General features: G+C 48.0%; 21 protein-coding genes and 1 pseudogene. 18 read left to right on the top strand and 4 right to left on the bottom strand.

The window, feature by feature from the left end; genetic code table 11:
• Positions 1-78 precede the first annotated feature (78 nt).
• Positions 79-1,452 (top strand): multidrug efflux MATE transporter MdtK, encoded by a 1,374-nt coding sequence (gene mdtK, locus C2U41_RS08060; protein ID WP_003029224.1) that lies wholly within the window; start codon positions 79-81, stop codon positions 1,450-1,452.
• A gap of 39 nt (positions 1,453-1,491) precedes the next feature.
• On the opposite strand, the gene C2U41_RS08055 is transcribed toward mdtK, so the two are convergent.
• Entirely contained in the window at positions 1,492-2,190 is a 699-nt protein-coding gene (locus C2U41_RS08055) for an RluA family pseudouridine synthase (protein ID WP_032935847.1), read from the bottom strand.
• A gap of 129 nt (positions 2,191-2,319) precedes the next feature.
• On the opposite strand from C2U41_RS08055, the gene C2U41_RS08050 reads away from it, so the two are divergent.
• The 12 genes from C2U41_RS08050 to trpS all read left to right on the top strand — a co-directional run bounded on the left by C2U41_RS08050 (position 2,320) and on the right by trpS (position 14,453).
• Positions 2,320-3,111: a PhzF family phenazine biosynthesis protein gene (locus tag C2U41_RS08050; RefSeq protein WP_103848732.1), complete on the top strand. Its 792-nt coding sequence runs from the start codon at positions 2,320-2,322 to the stop codon at positions 3,109-3,111.
• A gap of 36 nt (positions 3,112-3,147) precedes the next feature.
• Positions 3,148-3,456 (top strand): monooxygenase, encoded by a 309-nt coding sequence (locus tag C2U41_RS08045; RefSeq protein ID WP_003836470.1) that lies wholly within the window; start codon positions 3,148-3,150, stop codon positions 3,454-3,456.
• Positions 3,457-3,678: 222 nt separating this feature from the next.
• Complete coding sequence (locus C2U41_RS08040; protein WP_032935853.1) at positions 3,679-4,074, top strand: RidA family protein; 396 nt, start codon at positions 3,679-3,681, stop codon at positions 4,072-4,074.
• A 27-nt stretch (positions 4,075-4,101) separates the two neighbouring features.
• Positions 4,102-5,070, top strand: coding sequence for a threo-3-hydroxy-L-aspartate ammonia-lyase (locus C2U41_RS08035; protein ID WP_016150184.1), 969 nt, complete (start codon positions 4,102-4,104; stop codon positions 5,068-5,070).
• A gap of 127 nt (positions 5,071-5,197) precedes the next feature.
• A complete protein-coding gene (locus C2U41_RS08030) occupies positions 5,198-5,839 on the top strand; it encodes a helix-turn-helix transcriptional regulator (protein ID WP_003029239.1) in 642 nt (213 codons plus the stop codon).
• A gap of 408 nt (positions 5,840-6,247) precedes the next feature.
• Positions 6,248-6,742 carry a molybdopterin-dependent oxidoreductase gene (locus C2U41_RS08025; protein ID WP_046670624.1) on the top strand — a complete coding sequence of 165 codons (495 nt, stop codon included), beginning with the start codon at positions 6,248-6,250 and terminating at the stop codon, positions 6,740-6,742.
• A gap of 17 nt (positions 6,743-6,759) precedes the next feature.
• Positions 6,760-8,724 carry a putative bifunctional diguanylate cyclase/phosphodiesterase gene (locus C2U41_RS08020; protein WP_103848731.1) on the top strand — a complete coding sequence of 655 codons (1,965 nt, stop codon included), beginning with the start codon at positions 6,760-6,762 and terminating at the stop codon, positions 8,722-8,724.
• A gap of 84 nt (positions 8,725-8,808) precedes the next feature.
• A complete protein-coding gene (locus C2U41_RS08015; RefSeq protein ID WP_048241060.1) occupies positions 8,809-9,291 on the top strand; it encodes a glutathione peroxidase in 483 nt (160 codons plus the stop codon).
• A gap of 165 nt (positions 9,292-9,456) precedes the next feature.
• Complete coding sequence (locus tag C2U41_RS08010; RefSeq protein WP_003836479.1) at positions 9,457-10,566, top strand: AI-2E family transporter; 1,110 nt, start codon at positions 9,457-9,459, stop codon at positions 10,564-10,566.
• Between the two features lie 119 nt (positions 10,567-10,685).
• Positions 10,686-12,470, top strand: coding sequence for a diguanylate cyclase (locus C2U41_RS08005; RefSeq protein WP_048241062.1), 1,785 nt, complete (start codon positions 10,686-10,688; stop codon positions 12,468-12,470).
• Positions 12,471-12,596: 126 nt separating this feature from the next.
• Positions 12,597-13,294, top strand: a protein-coding gene (locus C2U41_RS07995) for an IS1-like element IS1B family transposase (RefSeq protein WP_233901292.1) whose coding sequence is annotated in 2 segments (ribosomal slippage) — positions 12,597-12,846 and positions 12,846-13,294 — 699 coding nt in all. Because the reading frame shifts where the segments join, the coding sequence is not laid out codon by codon here.
• Between the two features lie 154 nt (positions 13,295-13,448).
• Positions 13,449-14,453: a tryptophan--tRNA ligase gene (gene trpS, locus C2U41_RS07990; protein WP_048241064.1), complete on the top strand. Its 1,005-nt coding sequence runs from the start codon at positions 13,449-13,451 to the stop codon at positions 14,451-14,453.
• Between the two features lie 420 nt (positions 14,454-14,873).
• Here trpS and C2U41_RS07985 read toward each other — a convergent pair whose 3' ends face one another.
• The 3 genes and pseudogenes from C2U41_RS07985 to C2U41_RS30090 all read right to left on the bottom strand — a co-directional run.
• The gene (locus C2U41_RS07985; RefSeq protein WP_048241065.1) at positions 14,874-15,620 is read right to left on the bottom strand and encodes an SDR family NAD(P)-dependent oxidoreductase; all 747 of its coding nucleotides are present in this window, start codon (positions 15,618-15,620) and stop codon (positions 14,874-14,876) included.
• A 70-nt stretch (positions 15,621-15,690) separates the two neighbouring features.
• A complete protein-coding gene (locus C2U41_RS07980) occupies positions 15,691-16,380 on the bottom strand; it encodes a helix-turn-helix transcriptional regulator (RefSeq protein WP_003836487.1) in 690 nt (229 codons plus the stop codon).
• A gap of 134 nt (positions 16,381-16,514) precedes the next feature.
• A pseudogene (locus C2U41_RS30090) lies at positions 16,515-16,673 on the bottom strand (DNA methylase); the annotation flags it as partial.
• Positions 16,674-17,346: 673 nt separating this feature from the next.
• Here C2U41_RS30090 and C2U41_RS07970 point away from each other — a divergent pair.
• From C2U41_RS07970 to C2U41_RS07950, 5 genes are all read left to right on the top strand, one after another.
• On the top strand, positions 17,347-17,652 hold the full coding sequence (locus tag C2U41_RS07970; RefSeq protein ID WP_032935865.1) for a helix-turn-helix domain-containing protein: 306 nt from the start codon (positions 17,347-17,349) through the stop codon (positions 17,650-17,652).
• A gap of 225 nt (positions 17,653-17,877) precedes the next feature.
• A complete protein-coding gene (locus C2U41_RS07965) occupies positions 17,878-18,582 on the top strand; it encodes a DUF1120 domain-containing protein (RefSeq protein ID WP_016150178.1) in 705 nt (234 codons plus the stop codon).
• A gap of 99 nt (positions 18,583-18,681) precedes the next feature.
• Positions 18,682-19,386, top strand: coding sequence for a fimbria/pilus chaperone family protein (locus C2U41_RS07960; RefSeq protein WP_003029264.1), 705 nt, complete (start codon positions 18,682-18,684; stop codon positions 19,384-19,386).
• 202 nt (positions 19,387-19,588) lie between these two features.
• Complete coding sequence (locus C2U41_RS07955; protein ID WP_071701377.1) at positions 19,589-21,922, top strand: fimbrial biogenesis usher protein; 2,334 nt, start codon at positions 19,589-19,591, stop codon at positions 21,920-21,922.
• Positions 21,919-22,470 carry a hypothetical protein gene (locus C2U41_RS07950; protein WP_044699932.1) on the top strand — a complete coding sequence of 184 codons (552 nt, stop codon included), beginning with the start codon at positions 21,919-21,921 and terminating at the stop codon, positions 22,468-22,470. Before C2U41_RS07955 ends, C2U41_RS07950 begins: the two co-directional genes overlap by 4 nt.
• The last annotated feature ends 100 nt before the right edge of the window (positions 22,471-22,570 follow it).

Here is a 22,570-nt window from a genome sequence, read left to right as displayed (position 1 = left end):
TCCCCTGCTTTTTCTCCTTGCTGCCATATAAGGCGGCTTTTTTAGTCTCTCAAATAACAACAATATAGTGGTGTACACGTGCAAAAGTATGTAAGTGAAGCGCGTCAGTTATTAGCTCTGGCAATACCGGTGATTCTTGCGCAAATCGCTCAAACCGCAATGGGATTCGTTGATACCGTCATGGCGGGCGGATACAGCGCTACTGATATGGCGGCAGTCGCCATTGGTACCTCTATCTGGTTACCTGCCATTCTGTTTGGTCATGGACTACTGCTGGCTTTGACGCCGGTCATTGCGCAACTCAATGGTTCCGGACGCCGCGACCGTATCGCCCATCAAATACGTCAGGGATTCTGGCTGGCGGGCAGCGTCTCCGTGCTGATTATGGTTGTGCTATGGAACGCAGGGTACATTATTCGCTCCATGCATAACATTGACCCGGCGCTGGCGGATAAAGCCGTTGGCTACCTGCGTGCCTTGCTGTGGGGTGCACCGGGGTATTTGTTCTTCCAGGTAGCTCGTAACCAGTGCGAAGGATTAGCCAAAACTAAACCAGCGATGGTGATGGGCTTTCTCGGCCTGCTGGTGAACATTCCGGTTAACTACGTTTTCATTTATGGACATTTAGGCATGCCGGAACTGGGTGGCGTAGGCTGCGGCGTGGCTACGGCGGCTGTTTACTGGGTGATGTTTATCGCCATGCTCTCTTACATCAAACGTGCGCGCTCGATGCGCGATATCCGTAATGAGCGTGGTTTCCAGAAACCTGACACCGCAGTAATGAAGCGTCTGGTGCAACTGGGTTTACCTATCGCGCTGGCGTTATTTTTCGAGGTAACGCTGTTTGCGGTGGTCGCTCTGCTGGTTTCCCCGCTGGGGATTGTCGACGTGGCCGGACACCAGATCGCACTGAACTTCAGTTCGTTAATGTTCGTCCTGCCGATGTCTCTGGCTGCTGCCGTCACCATTCGTGTCGGTTATCGTCTGGGCCAGGGCTCCACGCTGGATGCACAAACTGCAGCCAGAACGGGCCTGGGTGTCGGTGTCTGCATGGCGGTCGTAACGGCGCTTTTCACCGTGACATTCCGCGAGCATATTGCCCTGCTCTACAACAATAATCCGGAAGTCGTCACCCTGGCCGCGCAGCTCATGTTACTGGCCGCGGTGTATCAAATATCGGACTCTATCCAGGTTATTGGCAGCGGGATCCTGCGTGGTTATAAAGATACGCGTTCCATTTTCTTTATTACCTTTACGGCATACTGGGTGCTGGGTCTGCCGAGTGGCTATATTCTGGCGCTGACCGATCTGGTAGTTGACCGAATGGGGCCAGCAGGATTCTGGATGGGCTTTATTATCGGCCTGACCTCTGCGGCGGTGCTGATGATGCTGCGGATGCGCTTTCTGCAACGCCAGCCGTCAGCGGTTATATTGCAACGAGCTGCACGATAATGCCCAAATAGCCGCCGTCTGGCGGCTTTTTTTACATCCTCAGAACGGGCTGGCGTTTTGGGCGTTCATCCACGCTTCACTAATGGGATGCCTGAAATGCAGTTCACTGGCATGCAGCATCAGTCGCGGCACCCTTTCAGTGCCAGGCAGCAGACGCCCGCCATACAAATCACAGCCTAAAATCGGATGTCCCAACAGCTGACAGTGGATCCGCAGTTGGTGGGTTCGCCCGGTTTCAGGCATTAGTTGTACCCGCGTCAAGGGGAGCAACGCCCCCTTTTCCTGACGATGATAAAAGCGCTCGACAACCTGATAGCGCGAGCGTGCGGGTTTGCCGTTGAGAGCACAAATTGACATTAATGGAAACAGCTCCGGGTCTTTGGCAATCGCTGCATCGATAACTCCCTCGTCGTTTTCCAGATGCCCGCATAACAGCGCGCTGTACACCTTAGTGACCGTACGCTGGCTGAACTGCTGGCAAAGCGCAGCGTTGGTAGCCTTGTTACGGGCGACCACCATCAGTCCAGAAGTGCCGAAATCAAGCCGATGTACCAGCGTGCAGCCAGGGTAAATCTGTACCAGCCGATGATGTACCGAATCGAGATTCTGCGGATTTTTGCCCGACAAGCTAAGTAACCCGCTGGGTTTATTGATTAGCACCAGATGCTCGTCCCGATAGAGGGTCTCTATCTCGTCATGACAAGGCGGGGCAATAAAGGTATCGAGGATCGTAGACATCAGGCGGCCAGAATGAGGTGTGGGGACGGATGATAACGAATTTTCACCGCAGTGGCGAATCGGAGCGCTGACCCAATGGCTGGCATGGTAGAGTGTGATTTATCCTGAGTGCGATGAGAGGGTTATTCTGTGCAACAAATCGATTTTTACATGGTGGATGCTTTTACCACCACGACGTTTGGCGGTAATGCCGCAGCAGTCTGTCCGCTCACGGACTGGTTGCCCGATGAAACATTATTAAAGATGGCGCAGCAGCATAACCAGTCAGAAACCGCTTTTTTAGTCGCCAATGAGAGTGGTTTTGAGCTGCGTTGGTTTACCACTCAGGGTGAAATCAATCTGTGTGGGCATGCCACGCTTGCCGCCGCGCATGTCATCTTTGAACATCTGGATTACCCGGATACAAAAATCCATTTTGCTACCCGCTTTGTGGGACCGCTGACGGTCACGCGCAGCGGTGAATGGCTGACGCTCGATTTTCCAGCCTGGCAAAGCGAATCTGCCATGCCGCCCACTTTACTGCTGGAAACATTAGGCATCACCGAATACAAGGAGATGCGCGTGGCACGCGATTACATGGTGGTGTTGGAAAATCAACAGCAGGTTGAGGCTGTTCGCCCAAACATCCACGCCATGCTTCCGCTGGGGAAAATGGTGTGCATCACCGCGCCGGGTGACGGGGAATACGATTTTGTCAGCCGTTTCTTCTGCCCGGGTGAAGCCGTCGCTGAAGACCCGGTCACAGGCTCGGCACATAGCATGCTGATCCCTTACTGGGCTGCAAAACTGAATAAAACACAGATGCTGGCGCGCCAGGTCTCTGAGCGCGGCGGGGATTTACGCTGTCAGTTAGCAGGAACGCGTGTTTATATCAGTGGACAGGCAATAACTTATCTGATCGGTAAAGTGCTGCTGCGCTAGCAGCCTTACCCGAAATAACCAATCCATGGAGGATTTATGTCGAACAAACTCGTGCAGATACACTTTGATTTTCATGGTCCGTTTGGGGCTGAGATGTCGAGTCAGCTCGTTGAACTGGCCGAATCAATCAACCAGGAGCCGGGGTTCATCTGGAAAATCTGGACCGAGAACGAAGCAAATCACGAAGCGGGTGGCATCTACCTGTTCCGGGACGAAGACACCGCTCAGGCCTATATCAAAAAGCATACCGCCCGTCTGAAGCATCTGGGTGTGGAAGACGTGACGTTCAAAATCTTCGATATCAATGAACCGTTAACTAAAATTAACCACGGTCACATCGGCTAGTATTTTGCCTTAGACGCCCCGCCCGGGGCGTTTCTTCACTCTCCTGCCTTCCCCTCTTCGTTCCTACCCAGGTTAGCGATTTACGTTAGCCACATTTGCAATAGTTCACAAAATCATCACCCGCGAAAATTATCTCTAGCCGAAAGTGGCATATAGGCGTATAAAATAATACAAATTGTATTATTTTATACAAAGTGAATCATTAGCTACAGGAGGTTTATTATGTCCGCGGACATTACACTGAACTCATCTGCTGGAAGCTTCCCGCCAGCAGGTCATTACTCGCACAGTACAACGGCTGGCGGTTTCGTCTTCATTTCTGGGCAATTGCCGGTCACTTTCGACGGCGAGAAAAAAGCGGATGCCTCTTTTGAAGATCAAACCCGGCTGGTGCTACAGAATATTGATGCTTGTCTGGCGGGTGCTGGAGTTTCCCGCCAGCATCTGGTGTCAGTTCGCGTCTATGTGACGGATATGAATCAGTGGCCGACGTTTAACAAAATCTATGGGGAGTGGATCGGTGATTTCCATCCATCCCGTGCTGTAGCCGGTGTTGCGGAACTTCATTATGGTTTTGCGCTGGAAGTTGAAGCTATGGCGTTGGCCCCGCAAGCGTGACATTTAACAACATACAGGTGAACAACAATGACTGAAATGACACTGCCTGATTATAACGATGTTGCCGCTGCGGCAGCGCGCATCGCAGATTATGCTAACAAAACGCCGGTGATGACATCCCGAACGGTTAATGAAGAATTTGGCGCGGAAGTCTTCTTTAAGTGCGAAAACTTCCAGAGAATGGGCGCCTTCAAATTTCGCGGCGCTATGAATGCGCTACGCCAGTTCACACCACAACAACGTGCTGCGGGTGTCGTGACGTTTTCTTCCGGTAACCATGCGCAGGCCATTGCACTGTCGGCAAAATTATTGGGGATTCCAGCAACAATTATCATGCCGCATGATGCTCCGGTAGCTAAAGTTGCAGCAACAAAAGGCTATGGCGGAAAGGTGGTAACTTACGATCGCTATACTGAAGATCGTGAAAAAATTGGTCGGGACCTGGCAGAGAAACAGGGGTTAACGCTGATCCCCCCTTACGACCATCCGCACGTGATTGCAGGCCAGGGCACCGCCACAAAAGAGCTGATTGAAGAAGTGGGTCAGTTAGACGCCCTTTTCGTTTGTCTGGGCGGTGGCGGCCTGCTCTCAGGATCCGCTCTGGCGGCCAGACATCTGTCTCCTGACTGCATCGTCTATGGTGTAGAACCTGAGGCGGGGAACGATGGTCAACAGTCGTTTCGTAGCGGAAAAATTGTTCATATCGATACGCCCAAAACCATTGCTGACGGTGCTCAGACCCAACATCTCGGGAACTATACGTTTCAGATTATCCAGCAAAACGTGAACGATATTCTGACGGTTTCAGACGCTGAGTTAATCACCTCAATGAAATTTATCGCTGAACGCATGAAAATCGTCGTTGAGCCGACCGGGTGTCTGGGTTTTGCTGCCGCCAGAGCGCGCAAAGCTGAACTTCGCGGCAAGAAAGTCGGCATTATCATCAGCGGCGGAAACGTGGATATCAGCCGCTACAGTGAATTTCTGGCCGGATGATAAACAGGGTATCTGTCATGCAGATACCCTAATGTTACTGTCTGTACATTGCCGTCTGGAAAAACGATCCCAGGTCACTGTAAACTGCTCGCAATCATGGCAACAGGCATCACCGCAGGAGACTGGCATGCCAAAAACCGACAATAACTCGCTTCTCAGCCAAATTGATACTATCGCCAGGGGATTGAGTGAGACCTTCTCTCCGTTTTGCGAAGTGGTGGTTCATGACCTCAAAAATCCTGAACATGCCATTTTATCCATCCATAATAATCTGTCCGGACGTCAACCCGGCCAGCCAGCAACCGAGCTTGGCCTGGCGAGAATCGCATCGCCTGACTTTCCCAGCATCATTGCGAACTACAGTAATCAGTTTGCCGATGGTCGCCCGGTGAAAAGTACCTCAATTGGCATCAAGGACGAAGAAGGCAGATACGTAGCAGCTCTCTGTCTGAATGTAGATATGACGCTGTTTCGTGGTATGCAGAGTGCTCTTGCGCGTTTTACTGAAACCGAAAACTCCCCCATTAAGGAACATATCGATCCCGGCAGTAACGAAGTCATCCGCCAGCGTATTGATGACTTTGCCGCTAAACGCGCTACGACGGCCCGAGCCCTTAAACCTCAAGACCGTAAGCTGCTGATTCAACAATTACGCCAGGACGGTTTGCTGAACGTACGCAAATCTATGGATACGGTGGCACAGCATCTGGGCGTATCAAGGGCCACCGCCTACCTGTATGCCCGCCAGTCAGTTCAGGCGGGTGAATAAACGGGTTCAGTTGAACTGCACCAGCCGCAGCATAAAAAGTCTGATTTTGATTACCGACACGAAGCGCTCCCGCTATACTTTGGCCCGCTTCGTATCCGATATAGCCACCAACCAGTAAACAACGCCCCGCCGCTGGGAAAAATAAACCTTTATTTTCGTAGGCATTTATTGGCACTGAGTCAATAAATGATTTATTTTTGTACATACATAGTGAGATTACGTTTTCCTCAAATAACACCATCAGCATTGATTAAACATCATAATAAAACAGACAAAATCTAACCCATTGATTTAGAGGAATAAAAATAAAGCTGAATTTATTGCATCAATAATACCTATGCAATATATATAAATAGAGTGATATCTAAATTATAATTCTTTTACATCCGGCTGATTGGTGAGGTAAGAATGCGGTTAATCGTAATGTTAGTAAGCTTTGTGCTCACCACCCAGCTCTGGGCAGGTGAACTTCCCCAGCCTTCCGGTACAGTTCTTTTAACGCTGTCCGGTAATATTGAAAATACAAATGCAGACGGGAAAGCCGTTTTTGATACCGCCAGCCTTGAGAAGCTGGGCATGGTCAGTTTCCAGACCACCTCCCCCTGGTATAATGGACGCACTACTTTTACGGGTATTCCACTACAAAAGCTCATGGATTACGTCGGCGCGAGCGGCTCGGTTGTAAAGGTCACTGCGCTCAATGACTACACCACCGTAATCCCTCTCAGTGATTTCAAAAAATACAATGCCATCCTTGCGTTAAAAATCAACGGAAAATATATGCGCATCCGTGATAAAGGTCCTTTATTCGTTGTGTACCCCTATGACAGCATGCCGGAACTGAATAATCAGATTTATTATTCAAGGTCTGCATGGCAGGTCAGTAGTATGGATATTGAGTAAGCGTTCAGAGGAACATCATGAACAGAATACTGGCTGGCATCATCTTTTTTCTTTTTATATCTACCGGATATATCTCTTTCCTCGTGCATGAACGGCAACAAGAGTTACAGAAACTGACTCATTACACCGATTCCTGGTCTGCTGCTCAGCTGGTATCACAATATTACCGATTCGAGTCATTGCTGGGTCTTTACACTATCGATGATACGATGAATCTCGATGATGTACGCATGCGCCTCGACATTATGCTCAGCCAGAGTGATTTAATAAAAGAAGGTGACCTGGGGCGCTACATAGAAAGCAATATAGCCCACCGTGAGCTGGCGGTAAAACTTGAAAACACCCTTAGTTTTCTGGATGTTAATCTAGAGAAAATGAACCGTTCAGAACTCCAGGCTTATCTGAAAAAAATGCATACTCTGGATGCGCCACTGGGTCGTCTTTCATCTGGTGCGTTAAACAAAGATGTTAACTCGATCAATAACGCCAACCAAAAAATTCAAACGCTGTACTATATTTACTCAGCAACCTCGGTGCTGCTGATAATACTGAGTGCGATTCTGGGAGTGCTCATTTTCTATCAAAACAGAAATATTCTGCGGGCGCACCTGCAGGTCAAGAGTCTTGCCGAAGAACTGCAGAAATCTAAAGAAAAGCTGCAAATCCAGAATGCTAAACTGGAATATGACGTCTACCATGACTCTCTTACCGAGATGAATAATCGTCAACTATTCTGGAGCGATTTAAATAAAACAATTGAGATAGCAGAAAAAAATCACGATTCTGTGACTGTGATGTTGTTTGATTTAGATCGATTCAAAGAGGTAAATGATACGTATGGTCATGATGCCGGTGATATGTTGCTACGCCAGATATCAGACCGACTGGTTTCAATGAGTCTTACTTCGGATACGCTGTATCGCCTGGGTGGAGATGAATTTGCGTTTCTCTCAAGTGGCCTGACAGAAAGCCACGTCGTTTCGCGGGCCCAGAAAATATGTGAATTTATCAGCCAGCCCTACACTATTTATAACACGATTATCAACATAACCACCTGTGTTGGCATTGTTATCTCAGACACTGAACGTCGTTCCGACTATCTTTATAAATTTGCTGATCTGGCCCTTTATGAAGCCAAAGGTGAAGGCTCAGGTAAGATAAAAGTCTTCCGACAACGAATGTTAGAAAAGCTACAAGAAAGCAGAACGCTTGAGCATGATATGGCATTGGCAATAGTGAACAAAGAATTCGTGGTTTATTATCAGCCCATTGTTGACTCCTTCAGCCAGGAAATTTATAGCTATGAAGCCCTAATTCGTTGGCTCCATCCTCTAAAGGGCATCCTGTCGCCGGATAACTTTATTCCTGTTGCTGAAAAAACCGGAATGATTAATGAGATGGGGAAAGTAGTGCTTGAAATTGCCTGCAGGGAAGCTGCTTGTTGGGCGGTTCCTGCTAAAATTTCAGTAAATGTCTCCCCTGTCCAGCTAAGCAGCAAAGCCTTTGTCGGTATCGTACTGTCTATTCTGAAAGAAACTGGACTCCCAGCCGATCGTCTTGAACTGGAAGTAACAGAGTCCTCTCTCTTCACTGAGAGTACGACGCCGATGAATACGCTTAATAAGCTCAGAGCCCTGGGCGTAAAAATTTCCATCGATGATTTTGGTACCGGATATTCTTCTCTTTCGCGCCTGAGCAAGCTTGCCTTCGATAAAATTAAAATAGACAAGTCTTTTGTGCATTCAATATCCACACATGAAGATGCGCTTAATATCATCAAACTGATCACGGGCATGGCGAAATCCCTCAATATGAAGGCTGTTGCTGAAGGTGTTGAAACAAAGGAGCAACTAAAAAGCCTTCAGGCGCTGGGCTGCGATTTCGCCCAAGGATATCTGTTTGGTAAACCTCAACCTTGTGTCAATGAGGAAATCAGAAATGGTCAAGTTGTGCCAATAAACAACAGAAAAACGATGCCATGAAGATTTTCTATCAGGCTTCAACTGCCCGTAACGCGCTGAGTGGCAATGTCGACGCTAAACTCACCCTGACCTGAGGCTTAAAAAATGAACATTTTTCATCAACTTACCGCCACCAGCCTGAATGGTCAGCTTATTTCAATGGCCGACTATGCAGGCAAACTGGTACTGGTGGTTAATACCGCCAGCCATTGTGGCTTTACGCCACAATATGCGGGCCTTGAAGCACTGTATAAGAAATACGACACACAGGGCCTGGTGGTGCTTGGTTTCCCCTGCAACCAGTTTGGTAAGCAGGAACCCGGTGGGGCCGACGAAATCGCGCAGACCTGCTACGTCAACTACGGCGTGAGTTTTCCAATGTTTGAGAAAGTGGAGGTTAACGGTGCCGCTACACACCCGGTATTTCGTTACCTGAAAGATGAATTACCCGGCATACTGGGTGGGAGGATCAAGTGGAACTTCACTAAATTTCTGGTCGGACGCGACGGAAAACCGCTTAAGCGTTTTGCCCCCTTCACCACTCCAGAAAAAATAGAAACCGTCATCCTTGATGCACTAAAAATCTAATGGTTGCTGTCATTCGAATATCACATTAATACTGTGGATATTCATTGGTTTTTATCTTCAGTAAGTCACCGTATTAGCCAAAATAAGCGGCAATCTTCAGCTAAAGTTGGTAAATCCCCTGAACGGTTCTATAGTCTGGACTGCTTTTCATTACAGGGTTCACTAATGCGATTTAACGGACTGACTAAAGGTTTCTTCATTTTCATACTTGCCCTCGTGACCTGGGCGTTCTTCGATGTGCTGTCCCCCTACTTTTCCGCCATTTTGTGGGCCGCGATATTAACGACTATCTTTAACCCGGTAAAAAACAGACTGCGCAGCGCGCTTGGCGAACGCAACGGACTGGCATCGTTGATTACCATCGTCATTATCTGTCTGATTGTCTTTATCCCGCTGATGGTAATCCTGTCATCGCTGGCCATTGAACTGAACGTGGTGTACACCAAACTGCAACAGAATGACACGCAGTTCCCGGAGGTCGTCGCTTCTGTTCTTTCGTATCTTCCTGACTGGGCCAGAGGTTTTCTGGCAGAACACAATCTGGATGATGTCGCGCAGATCCAGAAAAAACTGTCCGATGTCGTGCTGCAGGGTGGACAGTACCTCGCCGGCAGCGCGTTCCTGATTGGTAAAGGAACATTCGGCTTTGCTATTAGCTTCGGCATCATGCTGTATCTACTGTTCTTCTTACTGAAGGACGGACCGTACCTGGTGCGCCAGATTCTGGACTCATTACCGCTTTCTGATTTTGCCAAACAGCACCTGTTTGCAAAATTCGTCGGCGTGACGCGGGCAACAGTCAAGGGCACGGCGGTCGTCGCTTTGGTTCAGGGTATTCTTGGCGGCATCGCGTTTGCGATTGTAGATATCGACGGTAGCGTTCTGTGGGGCGCGTTGATGGCGTTTCTCTCCCTCGTGCCCGCCGTCGGTTCAGCGATCGTCTGGGTACCAGCAGCAATATTTCTGTTCGCCACCCATCAGCTATGGCAAGGGCTGTTTATCGTTGGCTTCTTTGTGATTATCGTTGGGCTTGTGGACAATATCCTGCGCCCGCTGCTGGTAGGTAAAGACACCAAAATGCCTGATTACCTGATCCTGATAAGCACCCTCGGTGGAATGGAGATCTACGGTATCAACGGCTTTGTGATTGGCCCACTGATTGCCGCGCTATTCATTACCTGCTGGAACCTGTTTTCTGGGCGTGACCATGAAGGTAACGTGGAAGGAATTGACGAAGCCTTTATGGAAGAAGGAAAAAATCCTCCAGATCTGTGATGGCCGGACGATAATAAAAGGCGGTCTTCGGACCGCCTTTTTTATTTTCACGCAAAATCATACGTTTTCTATAATTTCAATCATGCGTATTCATTAATCGTCGCAGAAGGAACTAATCAGTGCGAATTGCCACAATCACCAACTGGGCCTATAGCGCGACGGTATGTCTGACCATCGCCTCCGGTATTGTCATGCTGATGGCATCCAGCGCCGATAACACAGAACGCCAGGTGGTAGAACAGCGTTATCAGTTCGATCAACTTACCGAAGAAGTCGAACTCGATGCCTGGTCGCTGTCCGACCTGGCGCGCGACTATGTTATTGCAAAAGATCCTGAGGTGCTCAACGCCTACCGCCAGAAAGAAGCGTCGCTGAAAGCCGTTGAGCATCGTCTGTCGAAGCTCAAAGACCTTGGTGCAACGGATGAAGAGCTGGCGCTATTGCACGAAGGGCTGCAGATTGTGGATGCTCTGCAGGATGAGCAGGCCGAGGCGCTTGCCAGCGTCGCGCGTGGAGAAGAGTCGCAGGCCATCACCCTGCTGTACGGGAAAGCCTATGAACAGGAACTGGAGCGAGCCCAGGACCGTATAGATCATTTCCGCCAGTTACTCGATAGCCGCGTACGCAACACGATTGAAGATGCAACCCAGTCATCCCGCATGCTGCGGACGGCCTCTGAAGTGATGGTCGGTCTGACGGCGCTGCTGTTTTTATTCGTTCTCGGTTTCATTTTAAAGCGTCGTGTCCTGCGCCCCGTCGTGCGTTTGAGCGATGTCGTAAACCGTCTCGCATCGCAGGATTATGCCGTTGAGACGCCCAGCTTTAACCAGATAGACGAAATAGGCGACATGGCACAGGCGATCCGGATATTCCGCGAGAACGGTCTGGCTCGTCAGAGACTGGAGAGGGAGCGAGATGCCGACTGGGCAATCCGCGATCTGCTGGCACGTATGACGCAGCGTCTGCAGGGCTGCGAGAATTTTGCCGATGTCATCAATGTGGCGGAACTGTTTGCACCGAATATTGCCCCAGGTATTGCCGGGCGGCTTTACATACTGGACCGGGAACCCTGGCAAATGCGCTGCGTTGCACAATGGCTCTCACCGCAGGGTAAAGCGGATGCGTTCCACCCGGACGAATGCTGGGCTGTGCGCCGCGGACAGAGCCACCCTCCGGTACAAGGTGAACCCGATATCGCCTGCTACCATCTGCCGGATTCATGCCAGCAGCATACCCTGTGCGTTCCGCTGATTGCCCAGGGAGAAGCCATCGGTCTGCTCTCATTCCAGAACCTTAGCGATGATTCCGCCCCCTCTCGTGCGTATCTGGAGCTAATGGCAGAAGCACTCGGCCTCGCATTAGCCAACCAACGTCTGCGTGACGCCCTGCTGGAGAAAGCGCTCTACGATCCGCTAACTGGTCTACGCAACCGTCATCATCTGGAAGATACCTTACGCACTCAGATGAGCCAGGCCGTACGCAACAAGGAGCCGATCAGTTGCCTGATGATCGATATTGACCATTTTAAAAATATTAACGATCGCTTTGGTCACGAGGCGGGAGACAGCGTGATAAAAAGTATCGCCGCCACCATTCAGCGCGTGGTTCACGACAGCGGCATGGCCTTCCGCTATGGCGGTGAGGAGTTTCTGGTGCTGCTGGCCAATACGGATGAACAGGACGCCAACCGCCTTGCGACGGATATTTATAACGGCGTACGCGAACTGTCGCTGCGCTTTGGCGTCTCTGAAATTGGTCACGTCGATGTCTCTATTGGCGTAGCCAGCTATCCGCAGCACGCCCAGAGCGACAACCTGCTGCGTGCTGCAGACGTGGCGCTGTATCGCGCTAAAGAGCTGGGACGTTCGCGCATCGTGAGCTTTGGCATGCTGGAGGCCAGTTGAACATGGCTTTACCTCAACGCCAGGCGGTGATATGTTAATTCAATGAACACAAAACACGATATCACCGCTTTGGTGATGCTGCCAACTTACTGATTTAGTGTATGATGGTGTTTTTGAGGTGCTCCAGTGGCTTCTGTTTCTATCAGCTGTCCCTCCTGTTCAGCTACTGACGGGGTGGTGCGTATCGGCAAAAGCACCGCCGGACATCAGCGCTATCTCTGCTCTCACTGCCGTAAAACATGGCAACTGCAGTTCACTTACACCGCTTCTCAACCCGGTACGCACCAGAAAATCATTGATATGGCCATGAATGGCGTTGGATGCCGGGCAACCGCCCGCATTATGGGCGTTGGCCTCAACACGATTTTCCGCCATTTAAAAAACTCAGGCCGCAGTCGGTAACCTCGCGCATACAGCCGGGCAGTGACGTCATCGTCTGCGCGGAAATGGACGAACAGTGGGGATACGTCGGGGCTAAATCGCGCCAGCGCTGGCTGTTTTACGCGTATGACAGGCTCCGGAAGACGGTTGTTGCGCACGTATTCGGTGAACGCACTATGGCGACGCTGGGGCGTCTTATGAGCCTGCTGTCACCCTTTGACGTGGTGATATGGATGACGGATGGCTGGCCGCTGTATGAATCCCGCCTGAAGGGAAAGCTGCACGTAATCAGCAAGCGATATACGCAGCGAATTGAGCGGCATAACCTGAATCTGAGGCAGCACCTGGCACGGCTGGGACGGAAGTCGCTGTCGTTCTCAAAATCGGTGGAGCTGCATGACAAAGTCATCGGGCATTATCTGAACATAAAACACTATCAATAAGTTGGAGTCATTACCCACCGCTTTTAATTACAACTTGTGGTGGCTGCCTTCTTAAAGGCGGTCAGAATGTGTTTTTCCCATTTTTAGATAACCGCCGAAAGGCGGTTATTTGCATTTAGAGACCCCTTTCGGTTTTATGACTAAGGAGTCTTACATGAACAATAAAACCATCATCCTCACTGGCGATCGTCCCACCGGCCCGCTGCATCTTGGCCATTATGTGGGGTCATTGCGCCAGCGCGCCGCGCTGCAACATGATTATCAGCAGTTTATATTGGTGGCTGACCTGCAAGGGCTAACCGATAACGGCAGCACACCGCAAAAGATCCGCAACAATATTCCCGAGGTACTTGCCGACTATCTTGCTGCAGGAATAGATCCTTCACTGACCACTATTTGTTTGCAATCGGCCCTGCCTGCCCTTGCGGAACTGACCGCGCTTTATATGAATATCGTCACCGTGGCTCGCGTAGAGCGTAATCCTACGGTTAAAAACGAAATTGCGCAGAAAGGGTTTGCCCGCTCGTTACCGGTTGGTTTTCTGGTTTATCCCATCAGTCAGGCGGCAGATATTACGGCCTTCAAAGCCGAAGTGGTTCCCGTCGGCGACGATCAGTTGCCAATGATTGAACAGACTAATGAAATCGTGCACAAGATGAATAGCCTGTTACCGGCCCCCGTCTTATCGCACTGCAAAGCGCTGCTGAGTGAAACCAGCCGCCTACCAGGGATCGACGGGAATGCCAAAATGTCAAAATCGCTTGGTAATACATTGCTCCTGTCAGCCAGCGAAGAAACCATTCATCACGCGGTCAGTGCAATGTACACCGACCCCAATCATCTGAAAGTATCCAACCCGGGGCAAATCGACGGCAATATGGTATTCACTTACCTCGACGCTTTTCATCCGGATAAAGCAAAAGTGGCGGAAATGAAAGCGCATTACAAACGGGGGGGGCTGGGTGACCGGACATGCAAAAACGAGCTGGAGGTGTGCTTGCAGGAACTCATCGCCCCAATGCGCGAGCTGCGGGCAACCTACATTCAGGATAAAGGCATGCTGATGGCAATGCTCAAAAAAGGCAGCGAACAGGCGCACGAGATCACGCAGCAGACATTAAGAGAAGTGAAGCAAGGGCTGGGTTTGCCGGTGTTCTGAACTCGACCTATTACAGTCGGCCCAATAAATAAAGACAGCTCCCAACGAGTTACCTTCGCCGGGAGCTTTCAGAATCTTCCCCACGTTTTATCAGCAAAATGCACTAATGTTTTATTTCGAAATCAAAACCTCATTTCAGGCGATGGCCCCTCTGAGAAAAGGCATGGATTGTCGCCGAAGAGACTATGCTACTCAACGAGTGGCAAAAGGAAGCATTTCATCTGTATCTACAGACAAAGATGCCCGTTTTTCAATGTGAGTTAAACCAATGGAAAGTCGATCATTTATTCTCATATTAGTTCAAACTGGAGATGCTGTTATCATTACCCCTATAATAGGAGCATTAAATATATTATAACGCTCCTATTGAACCTACCGCTTTGGTTAGGTAATGCTTATAGTTTAAAACGTTAGAGAAATTTACTCGGCTAAATATCCACCATCAATTGGATAAACTCCTCCGGTACAGAATGCGGATTTGTCTGATAGCAAAAACAATATGAAGTCTGCTATTTCTTGCATTTTTGCCATCCTTTTCATAGGGTGGCTATTGGCGAAGCTATGTACGATATTTTCAGGAAGTGCACTCATTCGCGGGGTCTGGACATAACCAGGAGCGACTGCATTTACTCGAATTCCTTGACATGCAAATTCTAGCGCTGCGGTTTGGGTTAAACCAATTATACCATGCTTAGCCACGGTGTAAGGCGCTAATCCAGGAATGCCAACCAGGCCATTTACGGCAGATAAATTCACTATTGAGCCACCAAACTTCATCATCTGAGGTATTTCATATTTTAGGCAGTAAAAAACTCCGCTCAATGAGGTGGCAATAACCTTATCCCAGTTCTCAACTGTTTGATCTGTTATGTTTTTACCATGATCACCTGTTAAGCCTGCATTATTTACAGCATAATCAAGTCTGCCGAAGCGTTCGATAACCTCATCGATCATTTGTCGTACTTGTTCGGGCTGTGATACATCACATCCGATCCCCATCGCTTGTTGACCCTGTGAAGATAATTGTTTCGCTTTTTGTTTAGCCTGCTCTGACGAACGGGCGACAATAATGACCTTAGCACCATGTATGTGTAATTGCTTTGCGACGGCCTCACCTATTCCTGTAGTGCTTCCTGTTATCACAGCAATTTTATTTTGGAAATTCATACTCCCCCCAAAGATGTAGAATTGAACCTTTCATCTGGGTTAGTATACAAATGAGCTGTGACAGTTTTTGTCAGTACTCTTTCTCCTCGCTAATCCCTTCTTTTACTCTCCATTTTTTCAATAAAACCGCCCTGCTTTCACTATAAAAGGAATCCAGTTGCTCAATTTCCTTAATTTTGTCAGTCCTAAAGTGGCGAAAATCATTTCTCATCTCACACCATGCAACCAAAAGCCAACATGACTCCATGTATACCAACCCAATGGGCCATATGACTCGAGAAGAGTAAGAGTCTTTCTTATCACAATACTTTATTTTGATTCTCTTTCGCTTTTTAATAGCATTGCGAATATCTTCAAAAAACATCTCATTTTTTTCTGAAGGACCAATCAGATAGGATTGACTTTCAATAAGATTTTTCAACTCACCGGAAATGACGGTATGTATTTTGGCAAGTGCATTCTTAGCGATAATTTTGAAATCATGGTCCGTATTATGAGAGACCCAATTCAATCCAAGCGTAATAGCATTGACTTCTTCATGAGACAGGTTTAAGGGTGGCAAATGAAAATCAGATTTAACGATATAACCAATTCCAGCACCACCTTCAATGCATACCCCTTGATGCTGCAGCGTTTTTATATCTCTGTAAAGGGAACGCACACTTATCCCTAATCTTTCTGAGAGTGTGGATGCAGTGATCGGATATCTTTGTGCCCTTAATATCTGTAGTAATTCGAGAAGCCTTTCTGTTCTAGTCATAGTGATAAATCCATCATGATCCTGAGACGATTTCTTAAAGCATCTATTAGATAAGCATCTTAGTACAAAGCAAGTGTAGATGGCTAAGTTGAACTGCCCCAAGGTCTGATACCGCGCTAAGTTCGTAATGCGTCCATCAGTGCGTCTGTTTTGAGGACACATTTCATCTCATTGCAGGTGGGTTGTAGCCATTCATCGCTTTTGTCGCCGGCAATACTGTGTCGGAAAGGCCACGGACTCCGACCAACTGCGGGGGATCTGTGGGGGATGAAATCAACGGCACGATCCGGAAAGAAGCGGAAAAGCCGCCCGTCCTGTGTCCACTCAGGCGCGGTACACTGGAGCCAACAATGGATATCCTTACGCATCGCGCGATATGGACATGGAACCGCAAAGCGTCATTACAAAACATCCGTAAAGCTGTTCGGATAGTATATCGTGCTGTGGGTGTGAGTGAATTCAGGCAACGGGCAGATATCACCGCAATTTTTACTCTGAACTATAAATTATGAGTCCCCTTTAATCATCAATATTATTGTTGAGACCTGACAATGGTCATTTCAGGCTTTATTTCTAATTTTCAGCACCAGATACCCGCTGATATTTATAGAATACATCTGTAATTTACTCCTTATTGGTGTAACGTGTAACTATATATTTCACGGAGTAACCAAATAATAGCAATTATGATTGCACGTGAAACTATTAGTGTATTCATGACTGTGAGATAAGTAGATCGTTATCATATATTATCTTTATTTTTCATGAAGATATAACCAAACCTCAAATTCATTTAATTTATTGAAACAATCGTTTAACCTGTTTTGATAGTTTTATTCTATTGATGATTTACTGACCGATCGATATTAACTTGTTTTAAGAGTAAAGGATGTTTGCAATACTTTTATGGCCGAAATATATGTCAACAAATAAATCAACATAAACAAATAGTAAACGGAGTCGCTAATGCACTTGAAATACAATATATCTAACGTTAACGCCAGAATCGGTCGATTCGTTCGTAGCAACCGACAAAGAATGAATATGAGCGCAGAAGAGTTAGCTGTTGAGTTAAATATATGTCAGCAGCATGTATCACGGTTTGAACGGGGGCAGTGCGCTTTTACGTTAGAGTTTATTCTGCGAATTCTGAACGTTTTTAACATAAGACTGAGTCATCTTGTCAGTGAAGTTTTCTATGAGGATTCACAGGTATTTAGCAAGGCCAGAAACATTATCCAAAACAATTCAATGACTAAGACCATTAATTAACGAGCTTGATTTTTTAAAAACAGCATTTACTGGACAATATTCTTCAAGAGAAACTAAATACAACATATTGCTTTTGTATTTCTCTAATTTTTACCGGGTGTGAATATCTAAAACCTGCTACGTGAAGAAAGTCATGCTCCGCATCGCCATGTTTACTTGAATAAAGTGAACATGGCGCTGCACAGGCGTTGTATTTTTAAATCCATAATTAGGAATATTACTTAAATGAAATTAAATAAACTACTGGTTGCTTTATCACTTACTTTTATTTCCGGCTCAGTCCTTGCGGCAGGTGGAGACACGGCCACGCTTAAAGTCACCGGGAAATTAGTGCCGGGCGCATGCGCCGTCAATCTGGATAACGCCGGTATTGTTGACTACGGAACAATGTTAATGACGAACCTGTCTGCAACTGAAGACAATCAACTGCCGGAAAAACGTATTAATATGGGTATTAAATGCAATTCCGAACGACTTGTTGCGTATACCCTTCATGATGAACGTAGAGATTCTCTTTATAATGGTGTGATTAAAAATGCCACCGTTGATGGCAGCGATATACCCGCAAGCAGCAATCAATTTGGTCTGGGGCTTACGAACGACGGTGAAACAACACTGGGGGCATATACTGTTATTAACTGGTTCCCTGATATGACTTATTCGGGTAGCACTGACAATCTGGTGTTTATCAGTAAAAAAATTACCAGCGACGACTGGTCACGCACGGCCTCTGGCAGCACCGTAAACGGCGTGGATGTTGCGGCCAGGTTACACACCTTAGGAAATCCTGATACATTAACCCCGGCAGCTTTCTCTGAATTGAAAGTTCCATTATCTATTAAAGGAGTTCTTCGCAAAGGGGAAGACCTTAAGATTACGGATGAAACGAATCTCGACGGTGAGGCAACGATTTCTCTGGTTTATCTTTAATAATATCCCGTAAATTAATACGATAAAATCAATTTTATCGACTCTGTTTATTACCGGGCCATGTTCTAATGGCCCGGTAAATATACTGGAATAACTACAATGCGTCAGCCATTTTTCTTCTGGAAAGTTCTTTTCATTCTTTCACTTTTCCTGATATGCGTCCCACAGGTTAGTATGGCCACCGGAATGCAGCCTGACAGTTCCCTTTTACTGATCCAGGAAAAGGAAAGCGGAGGCAGCATGAATGTCACCAATACAGACAATATCCCTTCCCTGCTTTACACACAGGTCATTAATGTTGACGGTGAGGATGACACGATTAAACTCCTGCCGACTCAGCCGGTAGTCCGGGTTGAAGGAGGTAAGACTCAGCAAGTTCGATTTATTCTTAAAACGGAAAAGCCGCTAATTACTGAGCATCTTAAACGTGTCATTTTCGAAGGTATCCCCCCAAAAATTCCCGGTAGTAACAAAATTGGTATTACCATACGTCAGAATTTACCCGTACTTATTCATCCAGAAGGATTACCGGAACGAAAAGATCCCTGGACGTTACTTACATGGCATAAAGAAGGCAATCAGCTGAAAGTTACTAATCCAGGCCCCTATGTCGTCCGCCTGGCCCAGCAGTTTGTCACACTACCGTCGAAGACACAATTTGACCTCGGGAGAACGTATTTACTGCCGGGCCAGCATATAACCTTATCATCAGCATCCTCGCTTACGGCTGATAACGAAGTACGTTTTGTTCCAGTCAGCCGTTACGGTGTTCAGGTGTCGGAGTTTATTGCTTCGCTAAATTGAAAGAAACTTTAGCGCCAGACCGGATGTCAGGTTTCAACGCTGAATATTTATTATAAAAACCTATTTCGCATCAGAACGATTTATATCCGAGCTCCTGCAAGGATAGCTATAAGGTTAATAAATGCCCTTTAATTTAATCAGAACATTGCCTGTTCACAGGTATGCATATTATTTATTTCTCGGTCTACTTGGTAGTTACAGTATGATGTTATCCGCCGAACCTTTACTATTTGATGACGGAAGATTAAAAAACCGTGGACTGGATGCTGGTCTGAGTCATTATTTTTCTCACGCCGCACGTTTTTCACCAGGCGAATATCCTGTTAGTTGGGTGATTAACGGGCGCAATAAACGTCAGCTTATGACGCGATTTAATGCGCAGGGCGAACCCTGTATAACCCCTGAAACATCCCGAAATCTCGGACTTGCGTATGAGTTTAATCAAGGATGTCTGGATTATCAGACGCTTTATCCCACAGCACAGTTAACGGCAGACCCGTATAAAAATCAGATTAGTTTTACAGTTCCGACATCTGCGCTGACGCCAGAAAGCATCTTATTACGGAAGGATATTATTCAGGGAGGCACATCGGGGCTGCTTAATTATAATCTGCAGTCGTCAACCACAGTTCAGTCCGGAAAGCACGAAACTTATCAACTGGGACTATTTGAATCAGGACTGAATCTGAATGACTGGCTGCTTCGCAGTCGTCATACGGTATCGTACAGTGACGGAACACGTCGTTCTCAGCGACTATATACTTATGTCCAGAAGACGTTTCAGTCGCTACAACAGACCTTTCAGGCAGGAGAGATATACGCTCGTCAGACGCTACTCGCCATTCCTGGATTAACGGGGCTTCAACTGTTTCCTGATAGTGCACTGCGTCCTGCTCGTAGCGGCGTTTCTGTTCAGGGAATAGCGCGTTCCGCGCAGGCTCGTGTTGAGGTTTATCAAAACGGACAGTTAATCGAGGCAACACAGGTTCCTGAAGGACCGTTTTCATTAGATAACATTTCCATGCTCAGCACGCAGTTTCCGCTGGATGTGAAAGTGACGGAACAGGATGGTCAGTTAACAACGTTTTCAGTACCTGTCACGGCCTTACAAACTCCGGCCGACGCTCCCCTTTATGGGTCTGTGGCACTCGGTAAAGTGCGCGAGACAGTTGCCAGCGATGAATCGGCCCCCTGGCTCATTACCGGAAGTCAGGGGATGCGGATTTCCCGACAGGCAACGCTAAGCGGTAGCGCTCTGGCCTCAGCACAGTATCAATCCGCGGCGGCATCCCTGAGTTTTATTCCGATACCGGCATGGTCACTGTCGCTGCAAACCACGATGGCACAGGAACAGTACACGCATCATGCGGGCAGCAAGGAAAGCCTCAGTCTCCGCTACCAGCTTAACCCTTCCGCCAGTATTCAGGCGGCCTGGACCACAACATCTGCGGGATTTCGTGAGCTCAGCGACGCTGTAAATCATACGACTTCCACAGCGAACAGTTACTACAATGTGGGAGGTAACTGGGCTCATGAACATTTAGGTCTGTTTTCGCTGAGTTACTCGACCTCCTCCGCGCGTGACCATGCCGCCACACCGAAATCATGGTATGCCTCATGGTCAAAAAACTGGCGCTGGGCTGGACATGGTCAGATTGACCTTTCGGCCACATGGCAACGTGTTTCTGGTTCCCGGACGAGTACGCAACGTGACGATGATGTTTTTTATATCCGACTTGGGCTGCCTCTGGGACACGATCGCGTAAATCTGTCCCTTCGTCGACAGGGCTCCCGGACTTATAACGATGTTCAGACCAGCGGACAATGGGACGATATGTCATATTCGCTATCGGCAGGACGGGACTGGCAAAATGCCCAAAATACCATCAGCGGCAGTTTTGGGCAGAATTTGCATTATGCCCAGATGAGTGGGTATGCCAGCCAGACCGCCAATTATTGGGGGTATGGCGGTTCGCTAAGCGGTGGGATTTCCGTTAATCAGGAAGGGATACTTTTTTCACCTTATGCGATTCAGGAATCATACGGCGCGCTTTCATTAAATTCTCCGCTTTCCGGGATCAAAGTATCTACCCCGCAGGGCCCCGTCTGGACTGATTATCGCGGCAAAGCGCTGGTTCCCGGCTTAACACCGTGGCAGCCCTCTCGTCTCAATATTGATGTTAAAACGTTGCCCAGACATGTCGACTTAACCAATGGTGCCGCGGAGCTTACCGTTTCGCGAGGAGCCGTCGCATTCACACAATTCAGGGTATCAGACACCCGCAGGGTACTCATGACAGTCAGACGTATTGACGGAAAGCTTCTGTCTAAAGGAAAAGGGATCGTAGACAGCGATGGGCAGTACGTGACGAATTCTCTGGAAAAAGGCCTGGTTTTCTTTAGCAACCTGCAGCCCGGTGAGTCGTTCTTTGTGGGGGATGACAACGGTAGCCCCATGTGCCAGCTACAGTATTCCCTGCCCCCAACACCACCTCAGGATGGTTTATATGAAGAGTTAACGGGAGTATGCGAATGATTCGTTTAATATCATTATGTTGCGGCATCTATTTTATTGTCAGTCCGGTCGTTCAAGCGCAGTGCAATATTATTGCCAGCCAGTTGCGCCACGAATACGGCAAAGTCCGGTTTCAGGATACTGAGCCCACCGGGCAGGTACAATGGCAGCAGTTGCCCGCCCGTCAGGTACAGGTACAGGTGCGGTGTGATGTTCCTCAACCCATACATATCCGGTTTGATGACAATGACCGTCGAGGACTCGACTTCAGTTTCGGTGAGGAGGGACGGGCAACGGTGATGTTCAGTGAAGCGTTTGTCGATAATAAGAGCAGCCAGTTCGTTGTTCACCACGAGCTTAATAAATCGTCTGAATCACGGTCGCAGACCCCTATTGCTGTTCTCAACGGAGACACAGTTGAGCTCCAGCAGCATCATCAGCCCGTGAACGGGATGTCGGCCACTTTCCTGCTTACGGTTATTCCCCGTGTACAGGCCCGCAGCTTTCAGGTTTCAGATCAGCAGGCGTCAACATTGTCATTACGTATGACCGTACCAGAGAGAGAATAACTCGATGATTTCATTTTGGTTCAAGGAAATTTTTCAGCGTGTTATATACCACCAGTCAAGTGTTACAGGAAAGATGCGCCTGATTTCGCTTATTAAAAGC

This window comes from Citrobacter freundii complex sp. CFNIH4, from assembly GCF_002934505.1.
Taxonomy (GTDB): Bacteria; Pseudomonadota; Gammaproteobacteria; order Enterobacterales; family Enterobacteriaceae; genus Citrobacter; species Citrobacter freundii.
This window is presented reverse-complemented; position numbering and strand designations above follow the sequence as displayed.